This window comes from Solirubrobacter soli DSM 22325, assembly GCF_000423665.1.
GTDB lineage: Bacteria > Actinomycetota > Thermoleophilia > Solirubrobacterales > Solirubrobacteraceae > Solirubrobacter > Solirubrobacter soli.
The window spans coordinates 280730-303631 of sequence record NZ_AUIK01000010.1 but is presented as its reverse complement, the minus strand read 5'-3'; the positions used below and the strand labels follow the sequence as shown (position 1 = coordinate 303631).

The window sequence follows — 22902 nt, the reverse complement described above, 5'->3', positions numbered from 1 at the left end:
GGTGAGTCACACGCTACCCCTCGCGTGCTCCATGAACGCGCGTGCCGCGGGGGATGAGGGCCCGCCTTCGCGCCACACCAGCGCGACCCGCCCGCGCAGGCCCAATTGATACGTGTGCAACCCCGCCGCCGCGGGGGCGGGAAGGATGGCGACGCCGAGTCCGCGCGCCGCGAGCTGGGCGAGCACACCCGGGTCCGACGCCTCGAATGCCACCCGGGCGGGCACGCCGGTGGCATCCCAGATCGCGCGGACCCCGGTGCCGCGGGGAAGGCAGATCAACGCATACGCGGTCAGATCGGCGGGACGCAGCGACGTGCGGCGCGCGAGCGGGTGATCGGCGCGCATCGCGGCGACGATCGGGGCGTCGATGATCACGTGCGTCTCGACGCCGGCGGGCGCCTCGGCGCCGAGCGATGCGACGGCGAGGTCGAGCGTCCCCTCGCGTACGCCCGCGAACAGCTCGTCCGAGGCGTGCTCGGTGAGCGTGATCTCGACGTCCGGGTGCGCGGCGTGGAAGGTGGCCAGGATCTCGCCGATCGTCACCGCCGGCCCCGCGGTGATCATGCCGAGCTGGACGTGCCCGCGCACGAGGCCGCGCAGCTCGTCGACCGACTCGCGCACGCCGCCCACCGCGGCCAGAGCGGCCCGAGCGAACGGCAACACGGCGAGCCCCGCCTCCGTCGGCCGCACCGGCCCGCGCTCGAGCAACGCCACGCCGAGCTCGCGCTCGAGCCGCCGCACCTGCGCGCTGACGCCTGACTGCGCCACCAGCACGCGCTCGGCGGCGCGCGTGAAGCTCGCCTCCTCGACCACCGCGACGAAGTACTCCAGCTGCCGCAGCTCCATACGCAGAAATGCTAGCTCCCATACGAATCAGCTGTTGTGCGTATGGGCGACCGCGGCGACCATGAAGGGCATGACCAAGGCACAGACCCCCGAGGACATCACCCGCCTGTTCGTCGAACGCGTCAACGCCGGCGATGCGAACGGGCTCGCCGACCTCTACGAGTCCGACGCGGTGATCGCCTTCCCGCCCGGCAGGATCACGCGGGGCCGCGAGGCGATCGTCAAGCTCTACGAGGCGCTCGTGGCGGACAGGCCGCACTTCGAGTACGAGGAGCCGCTGACCACGCTCGTCACCGACGATCTCGCGCTCACTGCCACCCAGCCGCAGGACGATGCCGGCGCCCGCGCCCAGGTCGTCCGCCGCCAGCCGGACGGCTCCTGGCTGCGCGTGCTCGACCGCCCCGACTTCACGCAGTAACCGCTCAGACCCCTCCCAGGAAACTCACAGCTTCGGGGCCGATACTGCCCGCGATGAGTGAGAGCAACCGCGTACTGGTCGTCGACGATGAGCCGAACATCGTCGACGTCATCTCCATGGCCCTGAACTTTCAGGGTTTCACGGTGGAGTCCGCCGGGACGGGCACGGATGCGCTCGCCAAGGTGGCCGCCTTCCGCCCCGACCTGATCGTCCTCGACGTGATGCTCCCGGACATGGAGGGCTTCGAGGTCGCGCGCCGGCTCGGCGCCGAGCGGGCCGGCACGCCGATCATCTTCCTCACCGCTCGTGATGCGCCCGAGGACAAGATCCGCGGGCTCACCACCGGTGGGGATGACTACGTGACCAAGCCCTTCAGTCTCGAGGAGCTGCTGGCACGCGTGCGCAACGTCCTGCGCCGCTCCGGCCGGGTCGAGGCGGAGTCGAGCCGGCTGAGCTTCGAGGACCTCGAGCTCGACGAGGACTCGCGCGAGGTCAGCCGCGACGGCAACCCGATCGACCTCACCGCCACCGAGTACCGGCTCCTGCGCTACCTGATGCTCAACCCGCGCCGCGTGCTCACCCGCGCGCAGCTGCTCGACCACGTGTGGGACTACGACTTCGGCGGCGACGCCCGCGTGCTGGAGACCTACATCAGCTACCTGCGCAAGAAGCTCGACCTCTACGGGCCGTCGCTGATCCACACCGTGCGTGGGGTCGGCTACACGCTGAGGACGCCGCGCGCATGATCGCGTCGCTGCGTGGCCGGCTCGTCGCGGGCGTGCTCGTCCTGGCCGCCGCCGGGATGCTGCTCGTCGGCGCGGTCACGTATGCATCGCAGCGCTCGTTCCAGCTCGACCGCGTCGACTCGCAGCTGTCGAGCGTGAGCATGGTGCTCCAGCACAAGCTCTCGGGCGCCGACGAGGACTTCGGCGGCGGCCCGCGCCGCGGCGCCCCGCCTCCCGGTGGCGGCGCGCCCCAGGACACGTTCGGCCAGCTGCGCGACAGCTCCGGCACCGTGATCGCGTCCGACTTCCTCGGCCAGAGCGAGACGGGGGAGAAGCCCGCGCTGCCGGCCGACCTCGAGATCGGCGAGCCGAAGACGGTCGACACCAGCATCGGCGAGTACCGCGTGCTGGCGCAGCGCACCTTCGACGGACAGACGATCGTCGCCGCGATCCCGATGAGCGCCACCAACCAGACCCTCGAGCGGCTGCTGCTCGTCGAGGGCATCGTGATCGTGGTCGCGCTCGGCTTCATCGGTGGGTTCGCGCTCGTGGTCGTCCGCGTCGGTCTGCTCCCGCTGGACCGCATGGGCCACACGGCCGCGGCGATCGCCGGCGGCGACCTCTCCCACCGCGTCGAGACCACCGACTCGCGCACCGAGGTCGGGCGGCTCGGGCTCGCCTTGAACCGCATGCTCGACCGGCTCGAGGATGCCTTCGCGGCCCGCGAGGCATCGCAGGAGCGGCTGCGCCGCTTCATCGCCGACGCGTCGCATGAGCTGCGCACGCCGCTGGTGTCGATCCGCGGCTACGCCGAGCTGTTCCGCATGGGCGCCGCGAACAAGCCGGAGGACATCGCGAAGGCGATGCGCCGGATCGAGGACGAGGCCGCGCGCATGGGCGTCCTCGTCGAGGACCTGCTGACGTTGGCGCGGCTGGACGAGGTGCGCGAGGCCGAGCACGGCGCGGTCGATCTCTCGGTGCTCGCCCGTGACGCGGTCGACGACGCCCGCGCCACGGATCCCGACCGCGACATCGAGCTGCACGCGACACCCGTCGCCGTCACCGGCGACGCCGACCAGCTCCGCCAGGTGCTCGCCAACCTCCTGCGCAACGCGCTCGTGCACACGCCGGCGGGCACGCCGATCGAGGTCTCGGTCGAGCGCGAGAACGGCGGCGTGCGGCTGGCCGTGCGCGATCACGGCCCTGGCCTGCCGACCGATGACGCCGACGCGCTGTTCGAGCGCTTCTGGCGCGCCGAGGGCGGGCGCGAGCGCGGCAAGGACGGGGCGGGCCTGGGGCTCGCGATCGTCGCGGGGATCGTCGACGGGCACGCCGGCTCGGTCCGCGCGAGCAATGCTCCAGGTGGGGGAGCGGCGTTCGAGGTGCGCCTCCCGGCCCGAAACTGACGCGGCTTTCACGCGGCGCACATCCCTTGACCGATGAGGGGTCGCGTGGTCGTCGTGGCGCTGCTGCTGGCCGGGTGCGGTGAGCACGCCGCGCCCACCCGCACCGCCACACCCGCCGCCTCGCCCGAGGCCACCGCGACCCCGTCGCGCAGTCTCACCCCCGCCCGCCGCGTCCGTGGCCGTCTCCCCGGCGCCCGGGCCTACCGCGCCTGCGCCGCCGCGGGCGACTTCTGGCCGACGATGGTCCTCGCCCGCACCGGCCGCCGGACGTGGGTGGCGTGCAAGTGGGACAACCGCCTGATCTCGCTCGACGGCGCGCAGATCGACCTCGACGGCTCGCCGATCGCGATCCTGAGCGCCTTCGACGCGCTGTGGGCGCTCGATGCCCGCGGCACCCTCTACGAGATCGAGGACGACCGGGTCACGCGGACGATCGATCTCGAGACGGCCGCGCCGTACAACCTGTGGCAGGGCGCGGGCTCGCTGTGGTCGATGGACGATCGGACCGGCGAGGTCATCCGGATCGACCCGCAAGGCGAGGTGGTCGCCAAGGTCGCGGTCGGCGACGGGCCGGCGGACATGGTCTTCGACGGCTCGACCGCATGGATCGTCAACCATCGCGACCGCGCGCTGGTCAGCTTCGATACGCGCACCAATCGCGCGCGCATGGTGGCGACGCTCGACGCCGAGGTGCCGGAGCGGATCGCCCGCCTCGACGGGGCGCTGTGGGTCACGGGTCGCGGGACGGACCTGCTCCGCGTCGACGACCGGGGCCGGATCACGAAGCGCGTCGAGATCGGCGGGAGCGGGATCGACGTCGTGGTCGCGGGCGGGAAGCTCGTCGTCCCGGCGCGCAGCGAGGCGATCGACGCCGGCGGCCTGCCGACGATGGAGGCGCTGCGCCGCGTCACGCCGTCCGGAAAGGTGTCCAGCGTCGAGCCGACCGGCCGGCTCGACGTGCACGGCCTGATCGCCGACGGCCGGAATGTTTGGCTGGTCGACACGACCGAAGGGATCGCCTACCGCTCCTGAAGTCTTGTGTATCGCCGATCACACGACACACTGGAAGGGCGCTCGCGTGCCGGCCCACGTCCGTGTCCATGCTTTCGCGACCGGCGTTCCGGTGAGCTTGACCACCTCATCGCACCCCCGGCGCCGGCACGCGAGCCTCCCCCTGTCCCCAAACGTGCATCCTGTTCGTCACACGGTCATGCACTACGCACTCCTGATCTACGAACGCCCCGCGAACTACGAGGGGCTCACCGACGACGACCGTCGCGCGATGACCGCCGAGTACATGGCGGTGGGCGAGGAGTCCGTCGGCTCGGCGCACCTGCAGCCGGTCTCGATGGCGACGACGGTCCGCGTGGCCGACGGCGAGACGCTCGTCACCGACGGTCCGTTCGCCGAGACCAAGGACGTCTTCGGCGGCTACTACGTGATCGAGGCCGACGACCTCGACGGGGCGATCGCGCTCGCCGCCCGCGTCCCCGCCGCCCGCTTCGGCGGGTGCGTCGAGATCCGCCCCGTGCGGGGGTTCCTGCGCTGAACACCCGCGAGGAGTGGGGTCGCGTCCTCGCCATCCTCGTCGGCTTCCTCGGCGACTTCGACCTCGCCGAGGAGGCCACGCAGGAGGCGTTCGTGGCCGCGGCCGAGCGCTGGCCCCGCGACGGCGAGCCGGCGAAGGCGACCGCCTGGCTCGTGACCGTGGCCAAGCGGCGCGCGATCGACCGGATCCGCCGCGAGCGCGTGCTGGCGTCCAAGCTCGCCCTGATCGAGGAGCCCGTGGAGACCGAGGAACCGACCATCCCCGACGAGCGGCTGGAGCTGATCTTCACCTGCTGCCACCCGGCGTTGTCGCGCGAGGCGCAGGTGGCACTGACCCTGCGCGCGCTGGGCGGGCTGAGCGTGGGGGAGATCGCGTCGGCGTTCCTCGTCGCCCCCGAGACGATGAAGCGGCGCCTGACGCGAGCGAAGGCGAAGATCCGCGGCGCCGGCATCCCGTTCGCCGTGCCGGCGGACGAACTGCTGCCGGACCGGCTGTCGGCGGTCCTCGGCGTCGTGTACCTGATCTTCAACGCGGGCTATGACGGACGCGGCGAGCTCGCGGTCGAGGCGATCCGCCTCGGGCGTGTGCTGCGCTCGCTGATGCCGGACGAGCCCGAGGTCGGCGGCCTGCTCGCGCTGATGCTGTGTCACGACGCCCGCCGCGCCGCCCGCGTGGTGGACGGCGAGCTCGTGCTGCTCGCCGACCAGGACCGGTCGCTGTGGAACCGGGCGCAGATCGCCGAAGCGAGGGCGATTCCGCTGACGATCCCCGGTGCGTACGTGTTCCAGGCGGCGATCGCGTCGCTCCAGCTCGAGTCGCCGGTCGACTGGCCGCAGGTCGTCGCGTTGTATGGAGAGCTCGCGGCGCTGACCCGGTCGCCGGTGGTCGAGCTCAACCGCGCGGTCGCTGTGGCCGAGGCGGGCGACGCGGCGGGCGCGTTGTCACTCGTCGACGCGCTGTCGCTGGACGACTACCGGTACCTGCACTCGACGAGGGCGGAGCTGCTGCGCCGGCTGGGGCGGGACGGCGAGGCGGCGCTCGAGTACGCCCGCGCGCTGTCACTCGAGCCCACCGACCCTGAGCGCCGCTTCCTCGAGCGCCGCCTCTCAGCCGTTTCCCGGCAAGCTCGGGGGTAGTCCTCAGCCGCCGTGCCGTTGTCCCCAGGAACCTCTCAGCCACGTCACAGTGCGCTCTGACGCGGTGAGCCGAAGCTGAAGCCATGCCCGAGCTCGCCTCTCCGCTCCTGACTTCCGCCCCTCGGCGCGCGCTCGCGGCCGCGGCGGCACCCGACGTCGAGATCGTCGTCCCCGTGTACAACGAGGCCGCCGGTCTCGAGCACAGCATCCGCCGGCTGCACCGGTTCCTCTCGGACGGCTTCCCGTTCTCGTGGCGGATCGTGATCGCCGACAACGCGTCGGTCGATGCGACGCCCGACATCGCCCGCCGGCTGGCCCTGACGCTGCCGAGCGTGCGCTATGTGCGGCTCGAGCGCAAGGGCCGCGGCCGCGCGCTGCGCGCCGCCTGGTCCGCGAGCGCGGCGAAGGTCGTGACCTACATGGACGTCGATCTCTCGACGGACCTGCGCGGCCTGATGCCGCTGGTCGCGCCGCTGTTGTCCGGTCACAGCGACCTCGCGATCGGCACCCGCCTCGCCCACGGCTCGCGGGTGGTGCGCGGACCGAAGCGCGAGTTCATCTCGCGCAGCTACAACCGCCTCCTGCACACGGTGCTACGGGCGAAGTTCTCCGACGCCCAGTGCGGCTTCAAGGCGGTCCGCCGCGACGCCCTGGAGAACCTGCTCGACGACGTCGTCGACGAGGGCTGGTTCTTCGACACCGAGCTGCTGGTCCTCGCGCAGCGTCGAGGACTGCGTATTCACGAGGTCCCGGTGGACTGGGTCGACGACCCCGACTCGCGGGTCGACATCGTCCACACCGCGATCACCGACCTCAAGGGCGTCGCCCGCCTGTTGGCCGGAGGCCCGATCGCGAAGTTCATGGGCATCGGCGTGCTCAGCACGATCGCGTACGCGTTGATCTATCTCGGGCTCGCTCCGGTGCTCGGCGCGCTCGGCGCCAACGCCGCGGCGCTGGCGATCACCGCGGTCGCCAACACCGCCGCCAACCGGCGCCTCACATTCGGCGTCCGGGGGAGGGATGACCTCGCCCGCCACCATGTGCGCGGGGCGCTGGTGTTCGTGCTCACGCTCGCGCTGACCAACGGCGCGCTCGCGGTCCTGCACGGTCTCGACCCGCACCCGGCCCGCAGCGTGCAGCTCGCGGTGCTGATCGCGGCCTCGCTGACGGCGACGGTGACCCGCTACATCGCGATGCGCACGTGGGTGTTCACCCGGCGCCGCCGCGCGCTCCGCCCGTCGCTCGACCTCGTGAGCCGCTGACATGACGACGCTCGCTCTGCGCCGTCCGGCGGTCCTGTCACGGCCGAACTGGGTCAAGCTGTCCTTCGCCGGCGTCCTCGTCCTGGCCGCGGCGCTGTGTCTCTGGAACCTCACGATCAGCGGTTACTCGAACGAGTACTACGCCGCCGCGACCCGCGCCGGCGCGGAGAGCTGGAAGGCGTGGTTCTTCGGCGCGATCGACCCGGGCAGCTTCATCACCGTCGACAAGCCGCCGCTGTCGCTCTGGCTCAGCGGGCTCTCCGCGCGCGTCCTCGGCTTCTCGTCGTTCAGCGTGCTGCTGCCGCAGGCGCTGTGCACGATCGCCGCGGTCGGCGCGCTGTTCGCCACCGTCCGCCGCATCGCCGGTGACGCGTCGGCGCTGATCGCGGCACTCGCGTTCGCGCTCAGCCCGATCGCGATCGCGGTCGCGCGGGTGAACAACCCTGACGCATTGCTCGTCCTGCTGCTCGTGCTGAGCGCCTACTTCACCGTTCGCGCGCTCGAGTCCGGCCGCACCAAGCACCTGGTCATCGCGGGCGCGCTCGTCGGCCTCGCGTTCATGACCAAGATGCTCCAGGGCTGGATGATCGTGCCCGCCCTGGCGGTCGCCTACGTGGGCTTCGCGCCCGTGCCGGTGTGGACGCGCGTGCGGCAGCTGCTGATCGCGGGCGCCGCGATGGTCCTCGTCAGCGTGGCGTGGCCGCTCGCGGTGTCACTGTGGCCGGGCGCGAAGCCATACATCGGCGGCTCGACCGACGGCTCGGTGTGGGATCTGATCCTCGGCTACAACGGCTTCGGCCGGATCTTCGGCGAGGGCGGCGGCATGGGCGGCGGCGGTGGTCCGACGTTCGGCGGCGCCGCGGGCTGGCTGCGGATGTTCAACGAGCAGGTGGGCGCGCAGATCGCCTGGCTGCTCCCGCTCGCGGGCGTGTCCTTCGCGTACGGCGCGTGGAAGACCCGTGGGATCGCGCGCGCCGGCTTCGTCCTCTTCGGCGTGTGGGCGCTCGTGCACGTCGCGGTCTTCTCCTCGCAGCAGGGGATCTTCCACCCGTACTACGTCAGCGCGCTGGCCCCGGCGGTCGCCGCACTCGTCGGGATGGGCGTGACCCGTCTGCCGCGAGGCGTGCTCGCCGTGTCCGTGGTGGCGACCGCGTGGCTCGCGGTCGAGTTGCTGAACCGGACCCCGGACTTCGCACCGTGGCTGCGGGTGGCGATCCCGATCGCCGCCGCGGTCGCCGCGCTCGCGCTGCTCGCGAAGCAGCGGTGGATCGCGATCGCCGCGACGGGGGTCGCGCTGCTCGCCGGTCCGGGCTCGTATGCCGTGGCGAACGTCGGCCACAGCCTGAACGGCAACAACGTCCTCGCGGGTCCGTCGGACGTGAGCCGCGGCGCCTTCGGCGGTGGCGGTCCGGGCGGCGGCTTCGGCGGCGGGCAGCCACCGAGTGGCGTCGCGCCGGGCGGCGGCGCGGGCATGGCGGGCGGCCCTCCCGGCGGCGGCGGGTTCGGCGGGCGCGCGAACGTCTCCACGGACATGCTCGCCTACCTCGAGGCCCACCAGGGCAGCGCGAAGTACCTCGTCGCCGCGAACGGGTCGCAGACGACCGCCCCGATCATCATCCAGACCGGCAAGGCCGTGGTCACGATCGGCGGGTTCAGCGGTCGCGACAACGCGCCGACCGTCGAGCAGTTCGCGAGCATGGTGGCCAAGGGCGAGGTCGAGTACGCGCTCGCTTCCGGCGACGGCACGATCGACCAATGGGTCCAGCAGCACGGCACGGCGGTCGACGGCTACGACGGGCTGTACCGACTTACCGCCGCATAACCGCCGCGTATCCGGCCGCCGGGAAGCTACGCACCATGAACAAGATCAAGGTCCTCACCATCTCCACCGCGCTCGCCGCGACGCTGCTTCTCCCGGCCATGGCCGAGGCGAAGTGCACCTGGACCTGAGAAGCAGTCGCACGACTCTAGTCCACATTTGGACGGGCATGTAGCGTCCCGGCTGCATGCTCGACCACTTCGCCATCGGCGTCCGGGATCTCGCCGCCTCGCGAGCGTTCTACGAGGCGGCCCTCGCGCCGCTCGGGTTCGGGGTCGTGATGGAGGGCGAGCACTACGCCGCCTTCGGTCCCACCGCCCGTCCCATCTTCTTCCTCATGGATCGCGAGCCGTCCAGTGGCGTGCACATCGCGTTCCAGGCGAATGACCGGGAGAACGTCGACGCGTTCCACGCCGCGGCGGTGGCCGCGGGCGGGCGCGACCACGGCCATCCCGGCCTGCGCCCCGAGTACCACCCGCACTACTACGGCGCGTACGCCCTCGACCCGGACGGCAACAACGCCGAAGCCGTCTGCCACACGCCCGGATGATCACCCGCGGCTTCCACCGGCGGCGCGACACGACGCCCGGCGACCGGCTCCCGCCCGGCCAGTACCTCGAGCGCGGCTTCCCGGTGCTCAGCGCCGGCCCGACGCCGGAGACGCCCCTCGACGAGTGGACGTTCCGGATCGCCGGCGCGGTCGACACCGAGCGCGAGTGGTCCTGGGAGGAGTTCCGGGCGCTCGAGTCCGACACGCCGACCGTCGACATCCACTGCGTCACGACCTGGTCGAAGTTCGACACGTCGTGGGAGGGGGTGTCGGTCGACACCCTGCTCGAGGGGATCGAGCCGCTCGGCGGCTACGTGACCGCGTTCTCCGACGGCGGCTACACGACCAACCTGCCGGTGGAGGACATCACGGGCGGCCGCGCCTGGGTCGTGTACGGCTACGAGGGCGACGACCTCGAGCCCGAGCACGGCGGTCCCGCCCGCCTGCTCGTCCCGCACCTCTACTTCTGGAAGAGCGCGAAGTGGGTGCGCGGCCTGTACTTCACCGAGTCCGACGACCCGGGCTTCTGGGAGACGCTCGGCTACCACGACCGCGGAGACCCCTGGCTTGAACAGCGTTATCAGGGCGACTGACTGGCGCGTGGCGACCGTCGCCGCGATCGCCCCCGAGACTCCACGCGCCGCCACGCTGACGCTCGACGTCCCCGGGTGGGACGGCCACCGCGCGGGCCAGCACATCGACGTCCGGCTCACGGCGGAGGACGGCTACCGGGCGCAGCGCTCGTACTCGATCGCGTCCGCCCCCGAGGACGGCAAGCCGATGATCACCGTCGAGGAGCTCTTCGACGGCGAGGTGTCGCCGTGGTTCGTGCAGGTCGCGCGCGAAGGCGACCAGTTCGAGGTCCGAGGGCCGTTCGGCGGCTGGTTCGTGTGGGACGCGAGCGACACGACGCCGCTGATGCTGATCGCCGGCGGGTCGGGCCTGGTGCCGCTGATGTCGATGCTGCGCCACCGTCGCAACGCGGGCTCCGACGTCCAGGCCAAGCTGCTGGTGAGCGCCCGCGAGGCCGACGACGTCCTGTACGCGCGGGAGCTCGAGCTGCTCGGCGTCGACGTCACGCTCACCTACACGCGCCGCCAGCCGAGCGGGTGGACGGGCTACTCCCGGCGCGTCGATCGCGCGATGCTCCAGGAGACCGCGCTCCTGGGCGGCCGCACCTACATCTGCGGTCCCACCACCTTCGTGGAGACCGTGGCCAACCACCTCGTCGCGCTCGGGGAGGAACCGGCCACCATCAGGACCGAGCGCTTCGGCGGAGGGTGACGATGGAGCATCTCGACGGCAACGCGGCCGCGGGCGAGCTGTCCGAGGTCTTCGCGCTCGATGTCACCACGGCGGTCGTGACGTGCGTCGGCTGCGGCACGACCGGTCCCCTCGCGGAGGCGATGCTGTACCGCACCGTCCTGCGCTGCCCGAACTGCGAGGGCGTCCTGCTGCGCTACGCCCGCGGGCACATGGACATGCGCGGCGTGCGGGTCATGGAGTGGCGAACCGGGTCTCGATGACCCGCCGCGCGTTGCCTTCCAGGATCGCGTCGGCGTCGGTCGGATAGCGGTTCCGGAGCGCCGCCGCCAGCGCCGCGAGGTCGCCGGCGTTCTCGATCCCGCCGAGCGTCGGCTTGATGAAGCCGTCGAGGTCGGAGCCGAGCGCCACGTGCTGCGGGCCGATGGCGTCGATGTGGCGCGCGAGGACCGCCACCGACTCGACCAGCGTCTTGGTCTCCGTCCGCCGCAGGCCGTCGTTCATCTGGTGCTGGGCGAAGATCAGGCCGATCACGCCGCCGCGCCCCGTGACCTTGACGATCGTGTGGTCGGAGACGTTGTACTGCTGGCCGCCGAAGCGATAGCCTGCGTGGGAGGCGATCACCGGGTACTCGTGCGGGTCGCGGCCGGTCTCCTTGTCCAACTGCTCGACGAGCTCGAACGTCTCCTTGATGGCGTCCTCGCGCATGTGGCTGATGTCGACCAGCACCTTGCGCTCGTACATGGCGCGCACGGCCGCCTCGCCGAGCTCGGAGAGCGCCGCGCCCTTCTCCTGCGGGAAGATCACGTTGTAGACGCGCTCCGGGAGGAACGGCAGCGCGGGCGCGTTGGTCGCCACGCGGCGCCAGAAGAGGTGGGCGAGCGTGATGTACATGACGCCGCGATCGGCGAGGTCGTTGACGTTGCGCGTGACCTCCTCGGGCGTCGCGCCGAGGTGGAACCCGCCCTCGACGCAGTGCACGTAGCGCGTCTGGCTCTTCTCGAGGTCCGCGGCGGTGCGCACGATGACCCCGCCGGTCCGCGCGACCTCGCGCTCGGTCGCCTCCAGCAGCTCGATCAGCTTGGCGAAGTAGGCGCTCTCGGGCGGCGCCGCGTACGGCTCGCCGAGGTCCATCTCGCTGAACGGGCGGTAGAGCACCGAGCAGGCGATGCTCACGTCGCCTTGCCGCAGCAGGTCCGGCGTGACCCGCCAGGAGCCGTCCCAGTTGCGGAAATTGAGCAGCCGCGCGGCGATCGCGAACACCGCCGCGCGGATCTTCCCGCCCTCCCGGTCCCGCACCTTCGCCATGCCTTTGATGACGTCGCGCGGGGCCTCCACCTCTTCCAGCAGTCGCATCGGGAAGTGGATGTGGAGGTCGATCATCGCTACATCGTCTTCGCTCCGGCCACGGGGAGCAAGATCGCGTACAGCGAAGTCGTCGCGCAGATGTACAGCCGGTTGCGCTTCGGCCAGCCCCAGGCGACGTTGGCGACGATCTCCGGGACCAGCACCTTGCCGATCAGCGTGCCGTCCGGGTCATAGACGTGCACGCCGTCGCCGGCGCTCGTCCAGATCCGGCCGTCCTCGTCCAGGCGGAAGCCGTCGAAGCCCCCGTTGGTGCAGGTGGCGAAATGGCGGCGGTTGGTGAGCGCGCCGTCGTCGGCGACGTCGAAGACGCTCATGTCCTTCGTCCCGGTGTCGCTGACATAGAGGAGCCGCTCGTCGAGGCTGAACGCGAGCCCGTTCGGGTGGTCCATGTCGTCGGCGACCACGTCCAGCGCGCCCGTGATCGGGTCGATCTTGAAGACGTTGCAGCCGCCGTACTCCTGCGGTGCCTTGTAGCCCTCGTACCAGCCGCTGATGCCGTAGTCGGGATCGGTGAAGTAGATCGTCCCGTCGCTTCTGACGACGACGTCGTTCGGCGAGTTGAGCTTGTGGCCCTCGTGCTCGTCGGCGAGCACGGTGATCGTGCCGTCGTGCTCGGTGCGGGTGACGCGGCGGTTCCCGTGCTCGCAGCTGACCAGGCGGCCTTGCGGGTCGACGGTGTGGCCGTTCGTATTGCCCGCGGGGGTGCGGAAGGTTCCGACGTTGCCGGTGGCCTCGTCGTAGCGCAGCATGCGGTCGTTCGGGATGTCCGACCAGACCAGCGCGCGGTGGGCGGGGAAGTAGGCGGGACCCTCCGCCCAGCGGCAGCCGTCGTACAGGTGGTCGAGCTTCGCGGTCGTCTTGACCAGCGGCTCGAACCTGGGATCGAGGATCTCGAAGCTCATTTGCGCAGGAGGGGGAAGACGTCTCGGGCGAACTCGTCGATGTAGCGCTTCTGGTCGTTGCCGGGGAAGTGGAAGACCAGCTCGGTGAACCCGAGGTCGATGTAGGGCTGGATCTTGTCGGCGACTTGTTGTGGGTCGTCGGAGACGATGAAGCGGGTGTGCGCGCGGTCGACGGCGGCGTCGGCGAGGCGCTCCATCTCCACCGGGTCCTCGACGCCTTCCTTCTCCTCGGGCGTGAGGGCCAGCGCGGCCCACCAGTGGGTGGCCTGCATCGCGGTGTCGAGGTCGCGGTCGTAGGAGACCTTGATCTCGATCATGCGCTTGATGGCGTCGTAGTCGCGGCCCGCCTTCTCGGCGCCCTCCCTGACGTTGGCCAGCAGGTCGACGTAGAGCTGCGGGTTCTTGCCGGACGTGCAGATGAAGCCGTCGCCGACCCGCCCGGCGAGCTTGGCCGCCAGCGGGCCGGACGCCGCCACGTAGATCGGGACCGGTTGGTCCGGCCGGTCGTAGATCGTGGCGCGCCGGAGCTTGTAGTACTCGCCCTCGTGGTCGACGCGCTCCTCCGACCACAGCTTCTTGATCACCTGGATCGCCTCGGCCATCTTCAGGCGCCGCTCCTTGCGACCGGGGAACTCGCCGCCGGTGATCGGCGTCTCGTTCATCGCCTCGCCGGTGCCGACGCCGAGGAAGATCCGGTTGGGCGCCAGACACCCGAGCGTCGCGAACGCCTGCGCGACGATCGCCGGGTGGTAGCGCATCGTGGGCGTCAGCACGCTCGTGCCGAGGGCGATCTTCGTCGTCGTCGCCGCCGCGGCGCCGAGCCAGGGCAGGACGCCGGGAGCGTGGCCGCCATTGTGGCGCCACGGCTGCAGGTGGTCAGAGACGCCTGAGACCTCGAAGCCGCGGTCCTCCGCGTGCTGTACGAGCTCGAGCAGCTCACGAGGACCGAACTGCTCGTTGGACGCCTTGTAGCCGAGGGTGAGGGTCACACCAGCACCTTATTCCCGCGCGGCCTCCGGCCGCGCCGCGCGTGCCCGCGGCGCCAGGCCTCGCCGGCCGCCCGCCCGCGCCGCCCGCCCGCGTCGCCGAGCCGCCCGAGCCGCCCGCCCGCCCGCGCCGTCCGCCCGCCCGCGCCGCCCGCCCGCGCCGCGCCGCCCGCGCCGCCCGCCCGCGCCGCCCGCCCGCGCCGCCGAGCCGCGCCGCGCTTCTCGGGGGCCCGATCGACGCGGGGCGCGTGACGGGTGCGGTCAATGAGTTGCGCCACGCGCAATCTTTTGACCCCACCCGTCACGCACCGGACCGATTGGCCCGGATGGCGTGGACAGGTGTCCTGCGCGGACATTGCGAGCCTCAAGGTTTACGATACCGTGTCGTAAATATGAGTGTGCCGACCCAGCCGAACCTGCGTGGGCGTCCGCGCGACCCGAAGCGCCGTGAGGCGATCCTGCGGGCCGCGGTCGAGCTCATCGCCGAGGTCGGCTATGACCGGATGACCGTCGAGGCGATCGCGGGTCGGGCGGGCGTCAGCAAGCCGACGATCTACCGGCGCTGGCCTCACGGCAAGAAGGAGATCGTCCTCGACGCGATCCGCACCAAGCACGCGGACGCGGACGCGATCCCGGACCAGGGCAGCCTGCGGGGCGACCTGCTCGCGCTGCTGCAGACCATGGTCGAGCACATGCACGAGGACGCGCACCTCGCAGGCGGGCTGATCAGCCAGCTGCGCGACAGCGAAGAGCTCAGCACGCTCCTGCGTGAGGAGGTCGTCGTGTATGAGCGCAACCGCGTCGACAAGCTGTTGTCGCGCGCCGTGGCGCGTGGCGAGCTCTCCGCGGACGCGCGCATCACGCCGCTGTTCCACGACCTGGCCGGCTCGCTCATCTTCTCCCGCGCCGTCATCACCGGCGAGCCGGTCGACCAAGCGTTCCTTTTCGAGCTCGTGGACCACGTGCTCCTGCCTGTACTCCCACTCCTCCCCAAGGACAACTAGAAGCCCATGTCGTCTCCCAACGGGTCCTCCGCCGCCAGTGAGGGCCTGGACCGCAAACTGCTCGCGATCTCGAGCGTGGTCGTGCTCGGCGCGATCATGTCGATCCTCGACACGACCGTCGTCAACGTCGCGATCAACACCCTCGCGCGTGACTTCGACACCCAGCTCTCGACGATCCAGTGGATCGTCACCGGCTACACGCTGGCGCTCGCGACCGTCATCCCGATCACGGGCTGGGCGGCCGATCGTTTCGGCACCAAGCGCCTCTACATGCTCTCGATCGGCCTGTTCCTCGCCGGCTCGGCGCTGTCCGGCGCCGCGTGGTCGGCTGAATCGCTGATCTTCTTCCGCATCCTCCAGGGCCTCGGCGGCGGCATGCTCATGCCCGCCGGCATGACGATCCTGACCCGCGCGGCGGGGCCGCAGCGCGTCGGCCGCGTCATGGCGATCATCGGCGTGCCGATGATGCTCGGCCCGATCCTGGGCCCGATCCTCGGCGGCTGGCTGGTCGACGACTTCTCCTGGCGCTGGATCTTCTTCATCAACATCCCGATCGGCGCGGCCGCGCTCTTCGCCTCGCTGCGCATCCTGCCGAAGGACTCGCCGCAGCCCGCCGAACGCTTCGACACCCTCGGCCTGCTGCTGCTCTCCCCGGGCCTGGCGCTGATGATCTACGGCCTGGCCCAGTCCGCGTCGTCGGGTGGCTTCGGCGAGGCCAAGGTGCTGATCCCGGCGGTCGTCGGGTTCCTCCTGATCGTGGGGTTCGTCCTGCACGGCCTGCGCACCGAGCACGCGCTGATCGACCTGCGCCTGTTCGGCAACCGCACGTTCGCGGTCTCGGCGGGCACGCTGATCCTGATGATCATCAGCGTCTTCGGCGCGATGCTCCTCCTGCCGCTCTACCTGCAGGCCGTCCGCGGCGAGTCCGCGTTCAACTCCGGCCTTCTGCTCGCCCCGCAGGGCATCGGCGCGATGATCGCGATGCCGATCGCCGGCCAGCTCACCGACAAGACCGGCGTCGGCAAGATCGTCATCCCGGGCCTGATCGTGCTGCTCGCGTCGACGGTCGGCCTCACGCAGCTGACCGGTGACACCTCCTACTGGACGCTGAGCGCGGTCCTGTTCGTCATGGGCATCGGCATGGGCTTCTCGATGATGCCGCTGATGTCGGGCGCCATGCAGACGCTGCGCCGCGCCCAGGTCGCGCGCGCCTCGACCACGCTGAACATCATCCAGCAGGTCGGCGCCTCGATCGGCACCGCGGTGATGTCCGTGATCCTCACCATGGCGCTGAGCGACCGCTTCCCGAACTCGGGCGGCGGCAACGGCCTCGGCGGCACCGGCCAGGACCTGCCGCTGGCAGTGCGCAACCTGATGACCGAGGCGTTCACGCACACCTACTGGTGGGCGGTCGCGCTGATCGTGCCCGCCGTGTTCGTGGCGCTCCTGCTGCCGCGTATGAAGCCCGAGCCGATCGAGGACGACGAGCCGGGCGCCGACGAGGCGACGCCCGTGCTCATGCACGCTTAGAGGCTGGCGTAGAGCGCCTTCTCGAAGTCCGCGTACATCTGGAAGACGGGCGGTTCGACGAACGGGAGCGTCTGCGAGTAGATCGCTCCCGTTACGCCCGTCTTCCGGTCGACCCAGAAGTGGGTGTTGAACAGGCCCGCCCACGCTCCGCTGCCGACCCGCCGCATCCCCGGGACGTCGTGGTCGTTGAGCAGCAGGCCGAGGCCGAACTTGTAGCCGGGGCCAGCCAAGAAGTCCGCGCTCGAGCCCGGGTCGGCGGTCTTGATCACCTCCGGGAAGTACAGGCTGCCGATCTGGTTCGAGAACGCGGCGTCCACCGTCCCGTGCTCGAGGATCTGCACACCGTCCAGCGTGCCGCTGTTGAGCAGCATCTGCTGGAAGCGCAGGTAGTCGCGCGGGGTCGAGTAGAGCCCGTGGCCGCCCGCCCAGTAGTCCGGGTTCAGCGCCCAGTCGATCTCGGTCGCCGCCCACCGGCCGTCCTCGCCGCGGAGGTGGATCGGCACCAGGTCCGCGCGCTGCTCGTCGCCGATCGCGAACGCCGTGTGCTCCATCCCGAGCGGCTTGAGGATGTGGTCGGTGATGTAGACGTCCAACGGGGTGTCGCTCGCCGCCTCCACGACGCGGCCCAGCCAGTCCGTGTTGATCCCGTACTCGTACGTCGTCCCCGGGTCGGCGACCAGCGGGGCGGTGAAGATCACCTCGTCGCCCGACAGCACGTTCGGCGTGCCGGTGGCCTCCTCCCAGCGCACGATGTCCGCGTTCCAGAACCAGTAGGAGACGCCCGACGTGTGGCTGGCGAGGTGGCGGACGGTGGCCTTGGTCCTGGGCTCGCGCAGACGCGGCGTGTCGCCGTCGAAGCCCTCGAGCACCTGCAGCTTCGCGAACTCCGGCCGGTACTTCTCGACGGGATCGTTGAGGTCGAGCTTGCCCTCCTCGACCAATTGCAGCGCGGCGGTCGTCGCGACCATCTTGGTCATCGATGCGATGCGGAAGGTCGTGTCGGCGGTCACCGTGTCCGACCCACCGGCGACCCGCGGCCCGGCCGCACCCTCGTAGATCGGACCGTGGTGATCCGCCGCCATCGCGACGACGTTCGGCACAACGCCGTTCTCGACCGCGTCGTGCAGCACCTGGTCGATCCCAGTGGTCGTGATCGTATGCATGGCCGGGTCTCCTCCCCGTCGCTGTAGCTGAAGTGTTGCGCGTGGACATCACCGGCGCGCTCCCCGGCGCTTGAGCGCGGGCATCAGGGTCACGCTCCCGAGCAGCCCGATGGCGACGCCGGCCGCGAGCGCGCGTTTGTCGCCCTGGGTCGCGTGGGCACGCAGCCCGGCGAGCGCCGTCGGCGCGAGCGTGGCGATCGCGGTGAGCGTGCCGGGGTCATACCGGCGGTGCTCGGCCGCCCAGCCGACGTGGAGCGCGGCGTTGCCGAGGTGGGTGGTGTAGAGGAAGCCCGCGGCGACGTCGCTCCCCGCGCCCGCCGCCAGGCTCGTGCCCCAGCCGAAGATGACGTTCACGAAGAACCCGACGCGCCTGTCGAGCGGGAACTCGTCCTCGTCGGAGCCGATCACCTCGCGGTTGATCCACGGCAGGAAGCCGCCGGGCCAGACCCACTCCTCGGTCTGGTGGGCGAGCAGCGCGGCGAGCGGCCGTAGGCGCGGCTCATCGATGGCTTTCAGCGCGACCGGAAGGAGCGCGGCAGCGCCTACGAGGGGCCAGCGACCGTGGGTTTCGAGGGGCATCTCGGGGAGTGTTCCATCCGGGCCGGATGGGAACATGTGTTCGTGTCGTCAGAAGCCAACATCCTCCACGCCGACCTCGACTCGTTCTTCGCGTCGGTCGAGCAACGCGACGATCCGCGGCTGGCAGGGCGTCCGGTGATCGTCGGCGCGGGGGTCGTGGTGGCCGCCTCGTACGAGGCGAAGGCGTTCGGGGTGCGAACGCCCATGCCCGGGCGGATGGCGCTCGAGTTGTGCCCACACGCGGTGGTCGTCTCGCCTCGCTTCGAGGCCTACAGCGCCGCCTCCAAGGAGGTCTTCAAGATCTTCGACGACATGGCGCCGGTCGTCGAAGGGCTGTCGATCGACGAGGCGTTCATCGACGTGCGGGGGATGCGGCGGATCGCGGGGGAGCCGGTCGAGATCGCCGCGCGCCTGCGGGAGCGGGTGCGCGAGGAGGTGGGGCTGCCGATCACGGTCGGCGTGGCGCGGACGAAGTTCCTGGCGAAGGTCGCGTCGGGGGTGGCGAAGCCTGACGGACTGCTGCTGGTCGAGCCGTCGCGGGAGCTCGAGTTCCTGCACCCGCTGCCGGTCGAGAAGTTGTGGGGGGTGGGGGTCAAGACGGCGGACAAGCTGCACGCGCGCGGGATCACCACCGTGGGGGAGGTCGCGGCGCTGTCCGAGCTCGCGCTCGTCGGGATGCTCGGCAAGGCGTCCGGGCGGCAGTTGCATGCGCTGTCGAACGGGCGTGATCCGCGGCGGGTGACCGTGGGTGTGCGGCGGCGATCGATCGGCGGGCAGCGGGCGATCGGCCGGCGGGGCGTGCCGAAGTCGCCGGAACAGCTGGACGAGACGTTGGTGGCGTTGATCGACCGGATCACGCGGCGTCTGCGGGCGGCGCGGCGGGTCGCGCGGACGGTGATCCTGCGACTCCGCTTCGACGACTTCACGCGCGCGACGCGATCGTTGACGCTTGCGGAGGCGTCGGCGGAGTCGCGGGTGCTGTTAGGCGCTGCGCGCGAGTTGATGGAGGGCGCGATGGCGTTGATCTCGGTGCGTGGGTGCACGCTCGTGGGGCTGTCGTTCACGAACCTGGAGGACATCGACGCCGTCCAATTGGCGTTCCCGGTCGACCGCGTGCGGACGCTCGCGCTCGACGAGGCGGTCGATGAGGTGCGATCGAAGTTCGGGGGTGCGCTGCTCACGCGGGGCGTGCTCTTGGGCCGCGATTCCGGGATCGAGATGCCACTTCTCCCGATCGATTGAAATTGAGGACCGATTTTGACCGCAATAGCCCGTAGCTTGCCCTCCATGCTCAAGCCTCGTGAGACCTATCCCCCCGGCGTCAGCTGCTTCATCGACACCGAGCGCACCGACGTGGACGCCGCCATGTCCTTCTATGGCGGGCTGCTCGGCTGGTCGTACAAGGACGTGTCGCCGGAGGGCGCGCCGCGGTTCGCGCTCGCGCACCTCGACGGCTTGGACGTGGCAGGGATCGGCGAGGCGGGCAACGGCGGCCCGGCCGCGTGGAACACGTACGTGTCCGTCGAGAGCGCGGACGCGACGGTCGCGAAGGTGGAAGCGGCGGGCGGGACGACGCTCGTCGGGCCATTGGACTTCGGCGGGGCGGGGCGGATGGCGGTCTTCGCCGACCCCGAGGGCGCGGTCTTCCGTGTGTGGGAGCCGCGCGAGGCACACGGGGCGGACCTGGTCAACGCGCCGGGAGCATGGAACTGGAGCGACCTCCAGACCCGCGATTTCGAGGCCGCGAAGGCGTTCTACGCGGCGGTGTTCGGCTGGGAGTACACGGACATCGATTTCGGCGCGGGCGCGGCGGTCATGATCCGCGTCCCGGGCTACGGCGAGCACCTCGAGGCGCTCAACCCCGGCACGCTCGCCCGCCACAAGGAGGGCGGCGCGCCGGAGGGATTCTCCGACGCGATCGGCTGGATGCAGACTCCGCACAAGCCCGAAAGCCCCGCCCGCTGGGCGGTCACGATCTCGGTCGCGGACGCCGACGTCGCCGCCACCCGCACGAGCGAGCTCGGCGGCACCGTCCTCGTCGAGCCCTTCGACGTCCCGTACTCGCGCTCGACCGTGATCCGCGACCCGGACGGCGCGATCCTCACGCTCAGCCAGTTCGTGCCGCCCGCCTAGGGCGCCGGGCCGCGCCGCCACCGGGGTGGGCCGGGCGGCGGCGCGGCAAACCGCGGGCGGGCGCGCGACGCACGACGCGGTGGTCCCGTGGGGCGGGTTGGGCGCGGCGACGGCGCCGAGGGCCGGCGCGGCAGAGTTGGGTGCGGCGCTGGCGTGTGCGGCGGGGCCGGTGTGCGCCGGCGTTGGCGTGGCGGCGCGGCCGGTGTGCGCCGGCGCTGGTCTAGGCGGCGGGGCCGGGGCGTGGGCGGCGCTGGCGTGGCGGCGCGGCCGGGGCGTGGGCGGCGCTGGCGTGGCGGCGCGGCCGGGGCGTGGGCGGCGCTGGCGTGGCGGCGCGGCCGGTGTGCGCCGGCGCTGGTCTAGGCGGCGGGGCCGGGGCGTGGGCGGCGTTGGCGTGGCGGCGCGGCCGGTGTGCGCCGGCGTTGGCGTGGCGGAGGGGCCGGGGCGTGGGCGGCGTCGGCGTGGCGGCGGGGCCGGGGCGTGGGCGGCGTTGGCGTGGCGGCGCGGCCGGGCGTGTGCAGCGCTCGCGTCGAAGCGCGGGGGTGGGGGTGACGCTCGGGGGTTTCGTCAGGCGAAACTGGCGAGGGGCACCCGCTCCTGAAACGCGAAAACCGCCTCGGCGGGCGGTCTACTCACGGTTATCGGCGGCCCTCACGAGAACCTTTAGCCCGGATTCGCGAGCTGGCGCGTTGCCGCTCATCGACGTCATGCGCGGACGTCGTGATGGGGGCGAGGATTCCCGCCGGATTCGTGTGTGGAGAGCCGCACCGGCGGTCGCGGGCGAACCCCCTCGCCCGCCGAGACGTGGGACGGCAAAGTGCTGGTTGTGCCCTCCGCCTCCCACAAACTGACCCTCACGCTGCTGACGGTCGCGGGCATCTCGTTCGCAATCATGCAGACGCTCGTCGTGCCGTCGCTGCCGTTCTTCGTGACGGAGTTCGACACCTCGCCGGCGTGGGTCACGTGGCTGGTGACGTCGTTCCTCGTGAGCTCGTCGGTGCTGACGCCGATCATCGGCAAGCTCGGCGACGCGCACGGCAAGAAGAAGCTGCTGGTGGTGTCGCTCGGGATCTTCGGGTTCGCGAGCCTCGGGGCGACGCTGGCGCCGAACATCGGCGTGCTGATCGCGTTCCGCGCGCTGCAGGGCGCCGGGGCGGCGATCTTCCCGCTCAGCTTCGGGATCATCCGCGACGAGTTCCCGCCGCACAAGGTGGGCGTGGCGATCGGCACCGTGTCGTCGGTGTTCGGGATCGGCGGCGGCGTGGGACTGGTGCTGAGCGGGCTGATCGTCGAGCACCTGAGCTGGCATTTCCTGTTCCTGATCGGCGCGATCCCCGTGCTGATCTCGACGGTGCTGATCGCGAAGTTCGTGCCCGAGTCGCCGATCAAGACCCCGGCGAAGCCGGACTACAAGGGTGCGGCGGCGTTGTCCGTGGGCTTCGCGAGCCTGCTGCTCGCGCTGAGCGAAGGCACCGAGTGGGGCTGGACCTCGGTCGGCGTGCTCGCGCTCGTCGCGATCAGCGCGGCGGCGCTCGCCGGCTGGATCGCGATCGAGCGACGCGTCGAGGACCCGCTCGTGGACCTCCAGAGCCTGCTGCGGCCCGCGATGGCCGCGACCAACGCGAGCACCGTGCTGCTCGGGTTCTCGATGACCGCGTTCTTCGTGCTCGTGCCCGGCTTCCTGCAGGCGGACGGGTTCGGTTTCGGGCTGAGCCCCACCAGCGCGGGTCTGCTGCTGCTCCCGTTCAGCCTCGCGATGATCGCCGCCGGGCCGGCCGCCGGCGCGCTCGGGACGCGGCGCGGGCGGGTGGTGCCGCTGCGGATCGGGCTGCTGCTCGGCGCCGCGAGTCTGGCCGGCCTCGCCGCGCTGCACGCCAACCAGCTCGTGTTCGCCCTCTGGCTGCCGATCATGGGCCTCGGCATGGCGTTCTCGCTGGCCGCGATCGGCGCCCTCGTGATCGACCACTGCCGCCCGGAGGAGACCGGGGTCGCCAGCGGGATGAACACGATCATGCGCGCATCCGGCGCGGCGATCGGCGCACAGCTCGCCGCCGCGATCGTCTCCGCCCACCCTGGCAGCGGCGACGGCTACACGATCGCGTTCACGATGGCCGCGATCCTGCTGGCCGCGGCGCTCCTGCCGACGCTCGTGCTGACCCGCCGCCTCGCCCCCGCGGGCGCGAAGCTCGCCGCGGCGGCCGCGTAGCCGTGGCCGGCGCGGGGGCGCGTGGGGTGGCCGCGTGCGCCGCCGGGCGCGACGAAGGCG

General features: G+C 71.4%; 24 protein-coding genes. 17 read left to right on the top strand and 7 right to left on the bottom strand.

What is annotated here, in order from left to right; genetic code table 11:
* Window positions 1–6: 6 nt before the first annotated feature.
* Window positions 7–846: a LysR family transcriptional regulator gene (locus G569_RS0111345; RefSeq protein ID WP_028063500.1), complete on the bottom strand. Its 840-nt coding sequence runs from the start codon at window positions 844–846 to the stop codon at window positions 7–9.
* A gap of 61 nt (window positions 847–907) precedes the next feature.
* Here G569_RS0111345 and G569_RS0111340 point away from each other — a divergent pair, with 61 nt between their 5' ends.
* The 12 genes from G569_RS0111340 to G569_RS0111280 all read left to right on the top strand — a co-directional run bounded on the left by G569_RS0111340 (window position 908) and on the right by G569_RS0111280 (window position 11237).
* A complete protein-coding gene (locus tag G569_RS0111340; protein WP_028063499.1) occupies window positions 908–1264 on the top strand; it encodes a YybH family protein in 357 nt (118 codons plus the stop codon).
* Between the two features lie 53 nt (window positions 1265–1317).
* Window positions 1318–2010 carry a response regulator transcription factor gene (locus G569_RS0111335; protein WP_028063498.1) on the top strand — a complete coding sequence of 231 codons (693 nt, stop codon included), beginning with the start codon at window positions 1318–1320 and terminating at the stop codon, window positions 2008–2010.
* Window positions 2007–3395 carry a sensor histidine kinase gene (locus G569_RS0111330; protein WP_037495885.1) on the top strand — a complete coding sequence of 463 codons (1389 nt, stop codon included), beginning with the start codon at window positions 2007–2009 and terminating at the stop codon, window positions 3393–3395. Before G569_RS0111335 ends, G569_RS0111330 begins: the two co-directional genes overlap by 4 nt.
* Window positions 3396–3428: 33 nt before the next feature.
* Entirely contained in the window at window positions 3429–4427 is a 999-nt protein-coding gene (locus G569_RS0111325; protein WP_157591964.1) for a hypothetical protein, read from the top strand.
* 178 nt (window positions 4428–4605) lie between these two features.
* Entirely contained in the window at window positions 4606–4944 is a 339-nt protein-coding gene (locus G569_RS0111320; protein ID WP_028063495.1) for a YciI family protein, read from the top strand.
* Complete coding sequence (locus G569_RS0111315) at window positions 4905–6080, top strand: RNA polymerase sigma factor (protein ID WP_245602472.1); 1176 nt, start codon at window positions 4905–4907, stop codon at window positions 6078–6080. Before G569_RS0111320 ends, G569_RS0111315 begins: the two co-directional genes overlap by 40 nt.
* Before the next feature lie 83 nt (window positions 6081–6163).
* Entirely contained in the window at window positions 6164–7342 is a 1179-nt protein-coding gene (locus G569_RS0111310) for a bifunctional glycosyltransferase family 2/GtrA family protein (RefSeq protein ID WP_028063493.1), read from the top strand.
* A 1-nt stretch (window position 7343) separates the two neighbouring features.
* Entirely contained in the window at window positions 7344–9164 is a 1821-nt protein-coding gene (locus tag G569_RS0111305) for an ArnT family glycosyltransferase (protein WP_028063492.1), read from the top strand.
* 184 nt (window positions 9165–9348) lie between these two features.
* The gene (locus tag G569_RS0111295; protein ID WP_028063491.1) at window positions 9349–9711 is read left to right on the top strand and encodes a VOC family protein; all 363 of its coding nucleotides are present in this window, start codon (window positions 9349–9351) and stop codon (window positions 9709–9711) included.
* Window positions 9708–10304: a molybdopterin-dependent oxidoreductase gene (locus tag G569_RS0111290; protein WP_037495883.1), complete on the top strand. Its 597-nt coding sequence runs from the start codon at window positions 9708–9710 to the stop codon at window positions 10302–10304. The genes G569_RS0111295 and G569_RS0111290 overlap by 4 nt, the downstream gene beginning before the upstream one ends.
* 7 nt (window positions 10305–10311) lie before the next feature.
* A complete protein-coding gene (locus G569_RS0111285) occupies window positions 10312–10995 on the top strand; it encodes a ferredoxin reductase (RefSeq protein ID WP_053226193.1) in 684 nt (227 codons plus the stop codon).
* A gap of 2 nt (window positions 10996–10997) precedes the next feature.
* A complete protein-coding gene (locus tag G569_RS0111280; protein ID WP_028063488.1) occupies window positions 10998–11237 on the top strand; it encodes a DUF6510 family protein in 240 nt (79 codons plus the stop codon).
* Here the strand turns inward: G569_RS0111280 and G569_RS0111275 are convergent.
* From G569_RS0111275 to G569_RS62435, 4 genes are read right to left on the bottom strand one after another with little or no spacing between them, the layout of a single operon-like run.
* On the bottom strand, window positions 11209–12357 hold the full coding sequence (locus tag G569_RS0111275) for a membrane dipeptidase (protein WP_028063487.1): 1149 nt from the start codon (window positions 12355–12357) through the stop codon (window positions 11209–11211). The genes G569_RS0111280 and G569_RS0111275 overlap by 29 nt on opposite strands.
* Before the next feature lie 2 nt (window positions 12358–12359).
* Complete coding sequence (locus G569_RS0111270; protein ID WP_028063486.1) at window positions 12360–13244, bottom strand: SMP-30/gluconolactonase/LRE family protein; 885 nt, start codon at window positions 13242–13244, stop codon at window positions 12360–12362.
* Window positions 13241–14233, bottom strand: a complete 993-nt coding sequence (gene fgd, locus G569_RS0111265; RefSeq protein ID WP_028063485.1) for a glucose-6-phosphate dehydrogenase (coenzyme-F420) — start codon at window positions 14231–14233, stop codon at window positions 13241–13243. Before fgd ends, G569_RS0111270 begins: the two co-directional genes overlap by 4 nt.
* Complete coding sequence (locus G569_RS62435; protein WP_028063484.1) at window positions 14230–14508, bottom strand: hypothetical protein; 279 nt, start codon at window positions 14506–14508, stop codon at window positions 14230–14232. The genes fgd and G569_RS62435 overlap by 4 nt, the downstream gene beginning before the upstream one ends.
* Before the next feature lie 114 nt (window positions 14509–14622).
* Between G569_RS62435 and G569_RS0111255 the strand changes: the two genes are divergently transcribed.
* A complete protein-coding gene (locus G569_RS0111255; protein WP_028063483.1) occupies window positions 14623–15234 on the top strand; it encodes a TetR/AcrR family transcriptional regulator in 612 nt (203 codons plus the stop codon).
* 6 nt (window positions 15235–15240) lie between these two features.
* Window positions 15241–16764, top strand: a complete 1524-nt coding sequence (locus tag G569_RS0111250) for a DHA2 family efflux MFS transporter permease subunit (protein WP_028063482.1) — start codon at window positions 15241–15243, stop codon at window positions 16762–16764.
* On the opposite strand, the gene G569_RS0111245 is transcribed toward G569_RS0111250, so the two are convergent.
* Window positions 16761–17927 (bottom strand): serine hydrolase domain-containing protein, encoded by a 1167-nt coding sequence (locus G569_RS0111245; RefSeq protein ID WP_028063481.1) that lies wholly within the window; start codon window positions 17925–17927, stop codon window positions 16761–16763. The two genes, G569_RS0111250 and G569_RS0111245, sit on opposite strands and share 4 nt — an antisense overlap.
* 48 nt (window positions 17928–17975) lie before the next feature.
* Window positions 17976–18506, bottom strand: coding sequence for an HXXEE domain-containing protein (locus G569_RS0111240; RefSeq protein WP_028063480.1), 531 nt, complete (start codon window positions 18504–18506; stop codon window positions 17976–17978).
* Between the two features lie 36 nt (window positions 18507–18542).
* On the opposite strand from G569_RS0111240, the gene dinB reads away from it, so the two are divergent.
* From dinB to G569_RS47485, 3 genes are all read left to right on the top strand, one after another.
* Window positions 18543–19748 carry a DNA polymerase IV gene (gene dinB, locus G569_RS0111235; RefSeq protein ID WP_028063479.1) on the top strand — a complete coding sequence of 402 codons (1206 nt, stop codon included), beginning with the start codon at window positions 18543–18545 and terminating at the stop codon, window positions 19746–19748.
* A 45-nt stretch (window positions 19749–19793) separates the two neighbouring features.
* Window positions 19794–20639 carry a VOC family protein gene (locus G569_RS0111230; RefSeq protein WP_028063478.1) on the top strand — a complete coding sequence of 282 codons (846 nt, stop codon included), beginning with the start codon at window positions 19794–19796 and terminating at the stop codon, window positions 20637–20639.
* Window positions 20640–21462: 823 nt separating this feature from the next.
* The gene (locus G569_RS47485) at window positions 21463–22842 is read left to right on the top strand and encodes an MFS transporter (RefSeq protein ID WP_157591963.1); all 1380 of its coding nucleotides are present in this window, start codon (window positions 21463–21465) and stop codon (window positions 22840–22842) included.
* Window positions 22843–22902 lie beyond the last annotated feature (60 nt).